Raw genomic sequence first — 13,673 nt, forward strand, 5'->3', positions numbered from 1 at the left:
ATGCTCGCTCCTACAGAAAACGTGCGAAGAAACAGCCATGGGCCAGACACAAGCAGAGCCCCATGGCGGTGCTGGCCATGGCGCTGGACATCCAATGGAAATGCGATTCCCGATACATCAGAAATTATGAACTGAAGCTTCATTAATATGAATTTGTCAGCATAGGAAAGGCGCGGCACACTGTCGCCGTTCCTCCCCCAACAGTTGGAACAACTTCAAGGGCTTTCCGGGTTTCCCAGGCAAGCCCTTTTTTTTCCTCGGTTTTTAATGGAACGATGTTCATCATGCTTGCTCGCTGGTTGCCCGCCGCCATCAACACCCGCCCTTCGGAATGGAGTCGCGCTGCCATCGGCATGGCGCTGGGAACAATGTTCAGCGTCTGGCTGTGCGCTCAGGTATTCGGCATGCAAGTGGCGCAGCACCTGGTCGGTCCGCTGGGTGCCTCGGCGGTCTTGCTGTTTGCCGTGTCTTCCGGCGCGCTCGCGCAACCCTGGTCGATTCTCGGCGGCTACTTGAGTGCTGCGGTGGTAGCGTTGCTGGTGGCCCACGTGATGGGTCGGACCCTGGGCAGCGCGTGTCTCGCGGCGGGCATGGCGCTGATCCTGATGTGCTGGCTGCGTTGCCTGCACCCGCCGGCCGGGGCACTGGCATTGCTGATGGTGCTGGCGGACCCCGCGACCATTGCCATGGACTGGAAAGCCCTGGGCCCGGTGATGCTCGCCGCATTGACCATGCTGTTCAGCGCCTTGGCCTACAACAACTTGACGCGCATCCGTTACCCGAAACGCGCCAGCGAACCGGTGGCCGTCGTTCCCGCCGACCACCCTCCTGTCGACAGCCAGGCGATCACCGCCCAGGACCTGAAGCTGGCCCTTGCGCAAATGGAAGCCTTCATTGACGTCACCCCTGAAGACCTTGAACAGCTGATCCATGCCACTGAGTTGCAGGCCAGGCGGCGCAGTATTGGCGAGGTGCTAAGCCGTAGCGCCTGAACCGGACTGTTTTTCGTTTGCTTCTGCAAAAATGCAGAAAGCACCTGCACATTTTCCGGTTGTACGAGGCAAATTTGCACTGTTACGATCCTGCATCGCTCGCGCGCGAGCTTGTCTATAAAGAACAATAAAAGCAGGGAGTTAGTGATGACTGCTGAGGTTTTATCGAAAGGGACTTCGTCCATGGTTGCCACGCAAAATGAAGTGCTGGCCGAGGTCCGCAACCACATCGGTCACCTGACCCTCAACCGCCCCGCCGGTCTCAACGCCATTACCCTGGAAATGGTGCGCGACCTGCAACGTCAGCTCGACGCCTGGGCACAGGATGAACAGGTGCATGCGGTGGTACTGCGTGGCGCCGGCGAAAAAGCCTTCTGTGCCGGTGGCGACATTCGCTCGCTCTACGACAGTTTCAAGAGCGGCGACACCCTGCACCAAGACTTCTTCGTCGAGGAATACGCCCTCGACCTCGCGATTCATCATTACCGCAAACCGGTGCTGGCCTTGATGGACGGCTTCGTGCTGGGCGGCGGCATGGGCCTGGTGCAAGGCGCCGACCTGCGGGTGGTCACCGAGAAAAGTCGACTGGCGATGCCTGAAGTCGGCATCGGTTATTTCCCGGACGTCGGCGGCAGTTACTTCCTGCCGCGCATCCCCGGGGAACTGGGGATTTACCTGGGCGTCAGCGGCGTGCAGATCCGCGCGGCCGATGCGCTGTACTGCGGTCTGGCCGATTGGTATCTGGACAGCAGCAAGCTGGCCACGCTGGATGACAGACTCGATCAACTGCAATGGCACGACACGCCATTGAAGGACCTTCAGGGCCTGCTGGCGAAGCTCGGGGTGCAACAGTTGCCCGATGCGCCGCTGGCCGCCTTGCGCCCGGCTATCGACCATTTCTTCGCCTTGCCCGATGTGCCGAGTATTGTGGAGCAAATGCGTGAGGTAACGGTCGCCGACAGCCATGAATGGGCGACGACCACCGCCGACCTGCTGCAGACCCGCTCGCCCCTGGCGATGGGCGTGACCCTGGAAATGCTCCGGCGCGGCCGGCACCTGAGCCTTGAACAGTGCTTCGCCCTTGAACTGCACCTGGACCGCCAATGGTTCGAGCGCGGCGACCTGATCGAAGGCGTGCGCGCCCTGCTGATCGACAAAGACAAGAATCCGCGCTGGAACCCACCCACCCTCCAGGCGCTGGACGCCGAACATGTAGCGAGTTTCTTCAACGGTTTCGATGAGAGCGGGAGCTGAATCATGCACGACCTCGAATTGACTGAAGAACAAGTCATGATCCGCGACATGGCCCGGGACTTTGCCCGGGGCGAAATCGCGCCCCACGCCCAGGCCTGGGAAAAAGCCGGCTGGATCGACGATGCCCTGGTGGCGAAGATGGGTGAGTTGGGCCTGTTGGGCATGGTGGTGCCCGAGGAATGGGGCGGCACCTATGTCGACTATGTTGCCTACGCCTTGGCGGTGGAGGAAATCTCTGCTGGCGATGGCGCCACCGGCGCGTTCATGAGCATCCACAACTCGGTGGGCTGCGGGCCGGTGCTCAACTATGGCAGCGAAGAGCAGAAACAAACCTGGCTGGCCGATCTTGCCAGCGGCCAGGTCATTGGGTGCTTCTGCCTGACCGAACCCCAAGCCGGTTCCGAGGCGCACAACCTGCGCACCCGCGCCGAATTGCGCGATGGCCAGTGGGTGCTCAACGGCGCCAAGCAGTTTGTCAGCAACGGCAAACGGGCCAAGTTGGCCATCGTGTTTGCCGTGACCGACCCGGAGCTTGGCAAGCGCGGCATTTCGGCGTTCCTGGTACCGACCGATACCCCTGGTTTTATCGTCGATCGCACCGAACACAAAATGGGCATCCGTGCCTCCGATACCTGTGCGGTCACTCTGGACAACTGCACCATTGCCGAGGCCAATCTGCTGGGTGAACGCGGCAAGGGCCTGGCCATTGCCCTGTCCAACCTCGAAGGCGGCCGCATCGGCATCGCCGCCCAGGCGCTGGGCATTGCCCGCGCGGCATTCGAAGCGGCGCTGACCTATTCCCGCGAGCGCGTGCAGTTCGGCAAAACGATTAATGAACACCAGAGTATCGCCAACCTGCTGGCCGACATGCACATGCAACTGAACGCAGCGCGGCTGATGATCCTGCACGCGGCACGCCTGCGCACGGCCGGCAAGCCATGCCTGTCAGAGGCCTCGCAGGCCAAGCTGTTTGCTTCGGAAATGGCCGAGAAAGTCTGCTCGTCAGCGATTCAGATTCACGGCGGGTATGGGTATCTGGAAGATTACCCGGTCGAGAAGTATTACCGGGATGCGCGGATCACGCAGATCTATGAAGGGTCGAGCGAGATTCAGCGGATGGTGATTGCCCGCGAATTGAAGAATTACCCACTTTAAAGCTTGAGAGCTTCGCGAGCAGGCTCGCTCCCACATGGGACCTCAGCGTGAATGAGATCCCTGTGGGAGCGAGCCTGCTCGCGAAGAGGCCCGCAGGCCACTACATCACTTGCCCTGGAACTCGGCCTCACGCTTGGCAATAAACGCCGCCATCCCTTCCTTCTGATCCTGCGTCGCAAACGCCGCATGGAACACCCGACGTTCAAAGCGCACGCCTTCGGACAAGCTCACTTCAAAGGCACGGTTCACGCTTTCCTTGACCATCATCGCAATCGGCAGCGACTTCTTGGCAATCAACGCCGCGACTTTCAGCGCTTCATCCAGCAATTCATCGCTCGGCACGATGCGCGCCACGATGCCGCAACGCTCCGCTTCCACGGCATCGATCAAACGCCCGCTCAAGCACATCTCCATGGCCTTGGCCTTGCCCACGGCGCGGGTCAGGCGCTGGGTGCCACCCATGCCCGGCAACACGCCGAGGTTGATTTCCGGCTGGCCGAACTTGGCGTTATCACCGGCCAGGATGAAGTCGCACATCAGTGCCAGCTCACAGCCACCGCCCAGGGCGAAGCCGTTGACGGCGGCGATGATCGGCTTGCGACGGTTGGCCACGCGGTCGCTGTCGCTGAACAGGTCGTCGATATAGATCTGCGGATAGGTCAGCTCGGCCATTTCCTTGATGTCAGCACCGGCGGCAAAGGCCTTTTTCGAACCGGTCAGGACGATGCAACCGATGTTCGAGTCGGCCTCAAAGCCGTCGAGGGCGTGGTTCAGTTCGCTGACGATCTGCGCGTTCAACGCGTTCAGCGCCTGCGGGCGGTTGAGGGTAATCAGGCCGACCCGGCCATGGGTTTCCAGCAAAATCGTTTCGTAGTTCATTAATTGACTCCTGCTAAGCACTCGGTCCCTGTAGGAGCGAGCATGCTCGCTCCTACAGGGGTTCCTTTTCAAAGATTGCGTGAAATGACCATGCGTTGAATATCGCTGGTGCCTTCGTAGATCTGGCAGACCCGCACGTCGCGGTAGATCCGCTCCAGCGGGAAGTCGTTCAAGTAGCCGTAGCCACCCAATGTTTGCAACGCCGACGAGCATACCTTCTCGGCCATTTCGGATGCGAACAGCTTGGCCATCGATGCTTCCACCAACGCTGGCTTGCCGCTGTCTCGAAGCGCCGCCGCGTAATGCACCATCTGCCGCGCCACGGCGATCTGGGTCGCCATGTCCGCCAGGCGGAAGGCCACGGCCTGGTGCTCGATGATCGGCTTGCCGAAGCTCTCGCGCTCACGGGCATAGTCGCGGGCCGCTTCGAAGGCGGCGCGAGCCATGCCCACCGATTGCGAGGCGATGCCGACACGCCCGCCTTCAAGGTTGGCCAGGGCGATCCGGTAGCCTTCGCCCTCTTCACCCAGGCGATTGGCCACTGGCACTTTCACCTCTTCGAAGAGAATCTGGCAGGTGTCCGAGGCATGCTGGCCGAGCTTGTCCTCGACCCGGGCGACTTTGTAGCCCGGCGAATCGGTGGGCACGATGAACGCCGTGATGCCGCGCTTGCCGGCCGACGGGTCGGTCACGGCGAACACGATTACAACCCCGGCGTTCTGCCCGGAGGTGATGAACTGTTTGCAGCCGTTGAGCACGTAGTGATCGCCGTCCAGGCGCGCACGGGTTTTCAGGCCGCTGGCGTCGGAGCCGGCCTGAGGTTCGGTCAGGGCGAAAGCACCGAGCATCGCGCCACTGGCCAGGGGCTTGAGGAAGCGCTCTTTCTGATCGTCGTTGCCGTAGTTGAGAATCGGCACGCAACCTACCGAGTTGTGCACGCTCATGATGGTCGAGCAGGCACCGTCGCCCGCGGCGATTTCCTCCAGGGCCATGGCGTAGGCCAGGTAACCGGTATCGCAACCGCCCCACTGCTCCGGCACCAGCATGCCGAAGAAGCCCAGTTCGCCCATCTCGGTGATGGCTTCCTTGGGAAAGCGGTGTTCACGGTCCCATTCGGCGGCGAACGGTTTCAGCCGTTCCTGGGCAAAGTCCCGGGCCGCGTCGCGTATTTGCTGTTGTTCGTCATTGGGGATCATGACCATTCCTTGAAAAGGTAATCGCCCCCTGTGTAGGAGCTGACGAGTGAAACGAGGCTGCGATCTTTTGATGTTGCTTTTAAAGATCAAGATCAAAAGATCGCAGCCTGCGGCAGCTCCTACAGGGGTCGTGTTAGTAGAGGCATTCCACGGCCATGGCCGTCGCTTCGCCGCCACCGATGCAAATCGCTGCAACGCCGCGCTTCAGGCCTTTCTGGCGCAGGGCCGAGAGCAAGGTCACCAGGATCCGTGCGCCAGAGGCGCCAATGGGGTGGCCGAGGGCGCAGGCGCCGCCGTGCACGTTGAGTTTTTCGTGAGGGATTTCCAGCTTGGTCATGGTCACCAGGCTGACCACGGCGAAGGCTTCGTTGACTTCCACCAGATCGACGTCGTCCAGCGACCAACCGGTTTTCTTCATCAATTTCTCGATCGCGCCCACCGGTGCAACCGGGAACAGGCTCGGCGTATCGGCGAATGCCGCATGACCGTGGATCACCGCCAGTGGCTTGAGGCCACGCTTACCGGCTTCGGAACGGCGCATCAGCACCAGTGCCGCCGCGCCGTCGGAGATGGAGCTGGAGTTGGCCGCCGTCACGGTACCGCCATCGCGAAACGCCGGTTTCAGCGAGGCAATCTTGTCCAGTCGGGCTTTCGGTGGCTGCTCGTCGTTGCTGATCGTCACCTGTTCCTTGCCGACGGTGACGGTCAACGGCACGATCTCGTCCTTGAAGCTGCCATCCTTGATGGCCTGCTGGGCGCGGGTGGTCGAGGCCACCGCAAACGCATCCTGGGCTTCGCGGCTGAAACCATTGGTTTCGGCGCAGTCTTCGGCGAAGGTTCCCATCAGGCGTCCCTTGTCGTAGGCGTCTTCCAGGCCGTCGAGGAACATTGAATCCAGCACCCGCCCATGCCCCATGCGATAGCCACTGCGTGCACGGTCCAACAGGTACGGCGCGTTGGACATGCTTTCCATGCCACCGGCGACTACCACCTCGGCGCTGCCGGCCACCAGCATGTCATGGGCCAGGATGGCCGCTTCCATGCCCGAGCCGCACATCTTGTTGAGGGTGGTGCAACGGGTCGATTTATCCAGGCCGGCGCCCAGTGCCGCCTGACGCGCAGGCGCCTGGCCCTGGCCGGCAGGCAATACGCAGCCGAACAGCACTTCGTCGACGGCATCGCTGGCAACGCCAGCACGTTCCACCGCGGCCTTGATGGCGGCGGCACCGAGTTGCGGCGCCGTGAGGCTTTTCAGTTCGCCCTGGAAGCCGCCCATCGGGGTGCGCACGGCGCTGACGATAACAATTGGATCGTTGGCAATAGTCATGACAAATCCTCCTTATTTGGCCGCCATGCGCAAGGCACCGTCGAGACGGATCACCTCGCCATTGAGCATGCTGTTTTCAATGATATGCCGGACCAGCGAAGCGTACTCGGCGGGTTTGCCCAGGCGCGGTGGAAACGGCACGCCGGCAGCCAGGGAGTCGCGCACTTCCTGGGTCATGCCGGCCATCATCGGCGTTTCGAAAATGCCCGGGGCGATGGTCATCACGCGGATACCGAAGCGCGCCAGTTCACGGGCGGCCGGCAAGGTCAGGCTGACGATCGCCCCCTTGGACGCCGAGTACGCCGCCTGGCCGATCTGGCCGTCGTAAGCCGCCGCAGAGGCGGTGTTGATGATCACGCCGCGCTCGCCATCGGCGTCCGCTTCGGTTTCGGCAATCGCCGCCGAGGCCAGGCGCAACATGTTGAAGCTGCCGATCAGGTTGACGTTGATCACCTGGCTGAAGCTTGCCAGCGCATGCGGACCGTTCTTGCCCAGAATCTTTTCGCCACGCACGATGCCGGCACAGTTGACCAGGCCATTGAGGCCACCGAAGGCCTTGACCGTTGCCTGCACCGCGGCCTCGGCCGCTGCTTCGCTGCTGATGTCTGCCACCACGCTTTGCGCGCCCAGGCGCTGGGCCTGCGCCGCGACAGCCTCGGCATTCATGTCCACCAGCATCACCTTGGCGCCGGCCGCGACCAGCATTTCAGCAGTGGCCGCACCGAGGCCGGAAGCACCGCCGGTGACGAGAAAAACCTTGTTTTCGATCTGCATGATTGTTTCCTTGGATTCAAGCTGGAACGTTCTTCGCCGCGGCCTCTTGAGCCTTGGCGACTTCCTGGTTGCGCAAGATAAAGCGCTGCAATTTGCCGCTTGGGGTTTTCGGCAACTCGCTGACAAATTCGATTTCGCGGGGATACGAGTGCGCCGCCAGGCGCTTGCGCACGTATTGGCGCAACTCTTCGGCCAGCTCCGGGGTTGCGCGGTATTGCGAGCAGATCACGACGAAGGCCTTGACCAGCTCGGTGCGCTCCGGATCGGGCTTGCCGACCACTGCGGCTTCCACCACCGCCGGGTGCTCGATCAATGCGCTTTCCACATCGAACGGGCCGACGCGGTAGCCGGAGGTGGTGATCACGTCGTCGCTACGGCCGACGAAGCTGATGCTGCCGTCCGGGTTCCACTCGACCGTGTCGCCGCTCAAGTAGTAATTGCCGACGAAGGCCTTGGTCGGCGCGCCTTCGTAGCCAGCGAACCAGCACATCGGCGATTGGGTACGGTCGATGGCGAGAATCCCCGGCTGGCCGACGCCCAGTTCCCGGTAGTCATCGTCCAGCACCACGATGCGGTGGCCGGGCGAGGCAAAACCGGCGGCGCCCATATGGATCGGGTGCTCCAGGCCATGGTGGTTACACAGCACCATGCCCAGTTCGGTCTGGCCGTAATGGTCATGGATGACCACGTCCAGGTTATCGGCGAACCAACGGATCACTTCCGGGTTCAGCGGCTCGCCGGCGCTGCTGACAATGCGCAGCTTGCCCTTGATCGACCTGGCGAATTCCTCGCCACCGGCGATCAACAGGCGATAAGCCGTCGGTGAGCCGGTGAGGTTGGTGATCCCGTACTTGTTGATCACCCGGCAGGTGCTTTCCAGGGTGAACGGACCATCGTAGAAAGTAATCGGATGCCCCATGGACAGCGGACCTGTCACGCCGAAATAGATGCCATAGGCCCAGCCCGGGTCGGCCAGGTTCCAGAAGGCGTCTTCGGGGCGCAGATCCACTGCGTCAAGGGTGTAGCCCTTGAAGGCGGCGATGGCCTTGAGCGGCACCGACAGCGCTTTTGAAGGGCCAGTGGTGCCCGAGGTAAACATCAGCAGGAACGGGTCTTCGCCGGTCAGCAGCACCGGTTCGCAATCATTGCCGTAGTTGGCCAGTTCGGCCCAGAAGCTGTAGTCACCACGGACAATGCCCTGCCCTTTGGCACCTGCGACGGTGACGATGGTTGGGCAGTCGGCGACTTCCGCGAGTTTCGAGCGATTGACCGCGTCGGTCACCACTACTTTGGCTCCGGAACTACCCAGGCGATGCTCGATGGCCTTGGGGCCGAAAGCGGTGAACAACGGTTGATACACCGCGCCGATGCGCCAGGTGGCAAACACGGTGATCAGCAATTCGATATTGCGTGGCAGGAGCCCGGCGACTTTGTCGCCTTTCTTCACGCCTTGGGCCAGCAGGAAGTTGGCGAAACGCGCGGCTTTGTCCTGCAGGTCGGTGAAAGTGTAGGTCGCGCTGGTGCCGTCACGTCCCTCCCAGAACAACGCGATACGCCCAGGGAGCGCATGCCGGTCGCAACATTCGATACAGGCGTTGAGAGCGGTCAGATTGCCTGCGAGTGCGGCATCGACGGTGTGCTGGTAGTTGAACTGTGAAACAGCAGACAAGTAATCGCGCATTGCCAGAGTCCCTGTATTTTTTGTTAGGTGGGGGAACCGTAACCAACAGGGAAATACTCGCTCCAGGCGGGGTGTGGGGCAATGGTCAAAGTTATCAAGTTGCTTGACTGGTTTGGCCAAAAACCAACCTGGGAACGCGATCCCTGTAGGAGCTGCCGCAGGCTGCGATCTTTTGATCTGTTTTTCAGCGGCCCCGAAAAGATCAGGATCAAAAGATCGCAGCCTGCGGCAGCTCCTACAGGGGGGTTAGGGAGATTCGTTGAGAATCAAACTGCGGTAATGCCCGGGGTTGGACCCCGACCATTTGCGAAATGCCTTGTAGAACGAACTTGTATCGGCAAACCCCAGCCGGGCGGCGATGTCGGCGAAGCTGATGGCCGGTTCCGCCAGCCAGGCGATGGCCAGTTCCTTGCGCACGCTGTCCTTGAGCCCCTGATACGTCTGGCCTTCCTCGGCAAGGCGACGGCGCAGGGTCGAGGCCGACATGCACAAGCTTTGCGCCAGGACCTCGGTTTCCGGCCACTGCTCGGCGGGCAGATGCCGCAGGTCCTGCTTGATTCGGCTGGCCAGGCTTTGCGGGTCGCGGTACTTGACCAGGATGTTGGCCGGCGCATGGGCCAGGAAACGCCGCAGCTCCTCAAGGCTGCGCTTGATCGGCAGGCCCAGGCAGTCAGCGGAAAAGATCATCCGTGTACGCGGTCGGTCGAAACGCAGGTTCTCGGAGAACATCACCTGATAGTCATGGCAGAAATCCGGCTGCGCACAGCGCAGCTCGATTGCCAGGATGGGAATTCGACGTCCTGCCAACCAGCAGGCCACGCCGTGCACGATCATCCAGTAGGTAAAATAAGTGAAAGCCCGACGCGGCTCATGGCCGTCTTCGAGCAACACGATTTCCGCCAGGCTTTGCTGATGAACCAGCTCGGCAGGCATGCGCTCGAGCATCAACGACAGGAAACTCAAACCCGTGGTGAGCCCGGCCGCCAGGCTGGGCTGGACCATGGCGCAGCGACAGAGGAACTCCAGGCTGCCGGATTTGAGCTTGCGCGGGTCCATGCCGAAAAACTCGTCATCCCCACGCCGCGCCAGCAAGCGCCACAAGCGCGCATAAGCGCTGGCCGCAACACGGGCGTCGCTGCTGGCGAGCAATGCCGGATCAATGCCGACCTTGTGCAATACCTCGTCGGTGGCTGCGCCCGGCTCGCAACTTTGCAGCAGCGCTTCACGCACCAACTGAATGGAAATAGTGTCTTTTTCCGACATTACGCGAGGCGAGCCCTGTTCTGGTTCGAGGAGGTGGGCATATTAACGCAGCCGCCTGCCTGGCGCAGATCCCTGTAGCAGGTGGCTTATCGGTGAAGGTGGCTGGTAGCCTATCTTTTGTTGACTGCGTACATATCCGTTCCTGCGGTAACGGCCGCTTATCTTTTGTTGACTGCGTACATATCCATTCCTGCGGTAACGGCCGCTTATGGTTTCGCTTTTACAGCGACTCCCTTTTTCAAACGCCAAAAAGGAAGCAAAAGGCTGTGCCCCACCACTCGGTGCCTCGCTAGGGCTCGGCATGCCAGAACGAAGGCATTGCTCCGTGGGTCGCCGCGATGGGCCGTCCCTGGCCCAGCGCGGCTAAACCGGCGTCCTGCCGGTTTACCCACTGCGCAATGCCTGCGTTCGGCCATCGTGGTTAACGGGGCGCCCGCGATCAAAAGCAAAGCGAGGCGGCCTGAAAGCCGACCTGCTTTTGGTGATGCCTGTGCTTTGATCGTTCCCACGCTCTGCGTGGGAATGCCGCCAGGGACGCTCCGCGTTCCGCTGACGACGCATTAATTGAGCCGTGCGCAACGGTGATGCGGGGCGTCACAGGAAGCCCTATGTGAAATCGGTTGTCGGAGTACATATCCATTCCTGCGGTAACGGCCACTTAGGGTTTCGCCCTTACGGCGACTCCCTTTTTCAAACGCCAAAAAGGAAGCAAAAGGCTGTGCCCCACCACTCGGTGCCTCGCTTGGGCTCGGCATGCCAGAACGAAGGCATTGCTCCGTGGGTCGCCGCGATGGGCCGTCCCTGGCCCAGCGCGGCTAAACCGGCGTCCTGCCGGTTTACCCACTGCGCAATGCCTGCGTTCGGCCATCGTGGTTAACGGGGCGCCCGCGATCAAAAGCAAAGCGAGGCGGCCTGAAAGCCGACCTGCTTTTGGTGATGCCTGTGCTTTGATCGTTCCCACGCTCTGCGTGGGAATGCCGCCAGGGACGCTCCGCGTTCCGCTGACGACGCATTAATTGAGCCGTGCGCAACGGTGATGCGGGGCGTCACAGGAAGCCCTATGTGAAATCGGTTGTCGGAGTACATATCCATTGCTGCGGTAACGGCCACTTAGGGTTTCGCCCTTACGGCGACTCCCTTTTTCAAACGCCAAAAAGGAAGCAAAAGTCTTCACCCCACCACTCGGTGCCTCGCTAGGGCTCGGCATGCCAGAACGAAGGCATTGCTCCGTGGGTCGCCGCGATGGGCCATCCCTGGCCCAGCGCGGCTAAACCGGCGTCCTGCCGGTTTACCCACTGCGCAATGCCTGCGTTCAGCCATAGTGGTTAACGGGGCGCCCGCGATCAACAGCAAGGCGAGGCGGCCTTAAAGCCGACCTGACTTTGACGGGTGCACCTGGATCCCCTGTAGGAGCGAGCATGCTCCGGGCGGCGTTCCGACGATGGTCATTAACGATGACGCTGGGCACCTGTCAGCCCGCGGCGCTCTCAGGTTCATCGCGAGCATGCTCGCTCCTACAGGGGAACGCGGACAAGCCTGCAATCAGGTCGGCTTTAAGGCCGCCTCGCTGTTGCTTTGGCTTTTGATTTTCTTGCCCCATCGAGAGGCCGAGTGGAGGTTCTGCGCAGTGGGTAAACCGGCAGGGATGCCGGTTTAGCCGCGCTGGGCCAAGGATGGCCCATCGCGGCGACCCACGGAGCAGGACCGGAGCGAGGGCATGCCGAGCATTAGCGAGGCACCGAACGCCAGGGGCAAGAGCCCTTGGTTACTTGGGGCTCTTCCAAGTGACTCGCTGTAAAAGCGAAACCCTAAGTGGTCGTTACCGCAGGAATGGATATGTACTCAGCCCCCACCCATTGGCCGCCAGGACGCCTTCGCCGGCAAGCCTGGCTCCTACAGCAAAAGCTAAACCCTAAGAGGCCGTTACCGCAGGAATGGATATGTACTCAGCCCCCACCCATTGGCCGCCAGGACGCCTTCGCCGGCAAGCATGGCTCCTACAGTAAAGCGAAACCCTAAGTGGCCGTTACCGCAGGAATGGATATGTACTCAGCCCCCCCCCATTGGCCGCCAGGACGCCTTCGCCGGCAAGCCTGGCTCCTACAGTAAAAGCGAAACCCTAAGCGGCCGTTACCGCAGCAACGAATAAGTACTCTATCAACAAACAACGATTCCAATGGTTCTTCATCCAACCGAACTCCACCCAAAAGGCCAAGGTCAACCCTTTGACCGCCCAACCTTTAACCCGGAGATCAATGATGAACGACTACCCAAAACCACCCTTCCCCAAACAACACCAACCCGTCCCCGGCTCCCAACGCAAAATGGACCCGTACCCCGATTGCGGCGAGCAGAGCTACAAGGGTTCGGGTCGACTGACCGGCAAGATTGCCCTGATTACCGGGGGTGATAGCGGCATAGGCCGCGCCGTGGCCATTGCCTTCGCCCGTGAAGGTGCCGACGTGGCCGTGGCCTATCTTGATGAGCAGGAAGATGCGCAGGAAACCGCGCGCTGGGTTGAACAGGCTGGCCGCCAATGCCTGCTGCTGCCCGGCGACCTGGCGCACAAGGTGCATTGCCGGGCATTGGTGGAGAAAACGGTCGAGCGCTTCGGCCGCATCGACATCCTGGTCAACAACGCGGCGTTCCAGATGACCCACGAAAACCTCGAGGACATTCCTGACGAAGAATGGGTGATGACCTTCGACGTCAACATCACCGCCATTTTCAGGATCTGCCAGGCGGCCCTCAAGCACATGCAGCCCGGCAGTTCGATTATCAACACCAGCTCGGTCAACTCCGACATGCCCAACCCCACCCTGCTGGCGTATGCCACGACCAAGGGCGCGATCGCCAACTTCACCGCCGGCCTGGCGCAAATGCTCGGACCGAAGAATATCCGGGTCAACAGCGTGGCGCCGGGACCGATCTGGACGCCGCTGATCGTCTCGACCATGCCAGAGGAAACGGTACAGAACTTCGGCGCCAACACCCCGCTTGGCCGTCCGGGCCAGCCGGTGGAAGTGGCGCCGATCTATGTGCTACTGGCCTCGGACGAAGGCAGCTACATCACCGGCCAGCGTTTTGGGGTGACCGGGGGCAAGCCGATCCTGTGATAACGCGATGCCCCTGAAAAATGGAACCGGGCCACT

Annotated in this window: 11 protein-coding genes; 4 read left to right on the forward strand and 7 right to left on the reverse strand. The window is 61.3% G+C overall.

All coding sequences use genetic code 11. The features are described from left to right. Window positions 1-142: 142 nt before the first annotated feature. Window positions 143-286 carry a hypothetical protein gene (locus HGP31_RS16005; protein WP_155943756.1) on the reverse strand — a complete coding sequence of 48 codons (144 nt, stop codon included), beginning with the start codon at window positions 284-286 and terminating at the stop codon, window positions 143-145. On the opposite strand from HGP31_RS16005, the gene HGP31_RS16010 reads away from it, so the two are divergent. From HGP31_RS16010 to HGP31_RS16020, 3 genes are all read left to right on the forward strand, one after another. Then, complete coding sequence (locus HGP31_RS16010; RefSeq protein ID WP_168758180.1) at window positions 285-992, forward strand: HPP family protein; 708 nt, start codon at window positions 285-287, stop codon at window positions 990-992. The two genes, HGP31_RS16005 and HGP31_RS16010, sit on opposite strands and share 2 nt — an antisense overlap. A 147-nt stretch (window positions 993-1,139) precedes the next feature. Next, window positions 1,140-2,246 (forward strand): enoyl-CoA hydratase/isomerase family protein, encoded by a 1,107-nt coding sequence (locus HGP31_RS16015; RefSeq protein ID WP_033042293.1) that lies wholly within the window; start codon window positions 1,140-1,142, stop codon window positions 2,244-2,246. Window positions 2,247-2,249: 3 nt separating this feature from the next. Further along, a complete protein-coding gene (locus HGP31_RS16020) occupies window positions 2,250-3,401 on the forward strand; it encodes an acyl-CoA dehydrogenase family protein (protein ID WP_033042308.1) in 1,152 nt (383 codons plus the stop codon). A 105-nt stretch (window positions 3,402-3,506) separates the two neighbouring features. On the opposite strand, the gene HGP31_RS16025 is transcribed toward HGP31_RS16020, so the two are convergent. The 6 genes from HGP31_RS16025 to HGP31_RS16050 all read right to left on the reverse strand — a co-directional run bounded on the left by HGP31_RS16025 (window position 3,507) and on the right by HGP31_RS16050 (window position 10,521). Then, complete coding sequence (locus tag HGP31_RS16025; protein ID WP_020800542.1) at window positions 3,507-4,280, reverse strand: enoyl-CoA hydratase; 774 nt, start codon at window positions 4,278-4,280, stop codon at window positions 3,507-3,509. Between the two features lie 68 nt (window positions 4,281-4,348). Beyond that, window positions 4,349-5,476, reverse strand: coding sequence for an acyl-CoA dehydrogenase (locus HGP31_RS16030; RefSeq protein ID WP_020800544.1), 1,128 nt, complete (start codon window positions 5,474-5,476; stop codon window positions 4,349-4,351). A 133-nt stretch (window positions 5,477-5,609) separates the two neighbouring features. Next, on the reverse strand, window positions 5,610-6,803 hold the full coding sequence (locus HGP31_RS16035) for an acetyl-CoA C-acyltransferase (RefSeq protein ID WP_083349144.1): 1,194 nt from the start codon (window positions 6,801-6,803) through the stop codon (window positions 5,610-5,612). 12 nt (window positions 6,804-6,815) lie between these two features. Continuing rightward, window positions 6,816-7,577, reverse strand: coding sequence for an SDR family NAD(P)-dependent oxidoreductase (locus tag HGP31_RS16040; protein WP_020800546.1), 762 nt, complete (start codon window positions 7,575-7,577; stop codon window positions 6,816-6,818). A gap of 16 nt (window positions 7,578-7,593) precedes the next feature. Beyond that, on the reverse strand, window positions 7,594-9,258 hold the full coding sequence (locus tag HGP31_RS16045) for an AMP-binding protein (protein WP_168758181.1): 1,665 nt from the start codon (window positions 9,256-9,258) through the stop codon (window positions 7,594-7,596). A 246-nt stretch (window positions 9,259-9,504) separates the two neighbouring features. Further along, a complete protein-coding gene (locus HGP31_RS16050; RefSeq protein ID WP_168758182.1) occupies window positions 9,505-10,521 on the reverse strand; it encodes an AraC family transcriptional regulator in 1,017 nt (338 codons plus the stop codon). Window positions 10,522-12,779: 2,258 nt separating this feature from the next. On the opposite strand from HGP31_RS16050, the gene HGP31_RS16055 reads away from it, so the two are divergent. Further along, window positions 12,780-13,637 (forward strand): SDR family oxidoreductase, encoded by an 858-nt coding sequence (locus HGP31_RS16055; RefSeq protein WP_033044554.1) that lies wholly within the window; start codon window positions 12,780-12,782, stop codon window positions 13,635-13,637. The last annotated feature ends 36 nt before the right edge of the window (window positions 13,638-13,673 follow it).

This window comes from Pseudomonas umsongensis, from assembly GCF_012647205.1.
GTDB lineage: Bacteria > Pseudomonadota > Gammaproteobacteria > Pseudomonadales > Pseudomonadaceae > Aquipseudomonas > Aquipseudomonas umsongensis.

What these genes read in the sequence shown, in the direction of transcription:
- HGP31_RS16045 (WP_168758181.1), bottom strand. Translation starts at nt 9,258, where the DNA reads ATGCGCGATTACTTGTCTGCTGTTTCACAGTTCAACTACCAGCACACC.
- HGP31_RS16020 (WP_033042308.1), top strand. Translation starts at nt 2,250, where the DNA reads ATGCACGACCTCGAATTGACTGAAGAACAAGTCATGATCCGCGACATG.
- HGP31_RS16025 (WP_020800542.1), bottom strand. Translation starts at nt 4,280, where the DNA reads ATGAACTACGAAACGATTTTGCTGGAAACCCATGGCCGGGTCGGCCTG.
- HGP31_RS16050 (WP_168758182.1), bottom strand. Translation starts at nt 10,521, where the DNA reads ATGTCGGAAAAAGACACTATTTCCATTCAGTTGGTGCGTGAAGCGCTG.
- HGP31_RS16030 (WP_020800544.1), bottom strand. Translation starts at nt 5,476, where the DNA reads ATGATCCCCAATGACGAACAACAGCAAATACGCGACGCGGCCCGGGAC.
- HGP31_RS16055 (WP_033044554.1), top strand. Translation starts at nt 12,780, where the DNA reads ATGAACGACTACCCAAAACCACCCTTCCCCAAACAACACCAACCCGTC.
- HGP31_RS16035 (WP_083349144.1), bottom strand. Translation starts at nt 6,803, where the DNA reads ATGACTATTGCCAACGATCCAATTGTTATCGTCAGCGCCGTGCGCACC.
- HGP31_RS16015 (WP_033042293.1), top strand. Translation starts at nt 1,140, where the DNA reads ATGACTGCTGAGGTTTTATCGAAAGGGACTTCGTCCATGGTTGCCACG.
- HGP31_RS16040 (WP_020800546.1), bottom strand. Translation starts at nt 7,577, where the DNA reads ATGCAGATCGAAAACAAGGTTTTTCTCGTCACCGGCGGTGCTTCCGGC.
- HGP31_RS16010 (WP_168758180.1), top strand. Translation starts at nt 285, where the DNA reads ATGCTTGCTCGCTGGTTGCCCGCCGCCATCAACACCCGCCCTTCGGAA.
- HGP31_RS16005 (WP_155943756.1), bottom strand. Translation starts at nt 286, where the DNA reads ATGATGAACATCGTTCCATTAAAAACCGAGGAAAAAAAAGGGCTTGCC.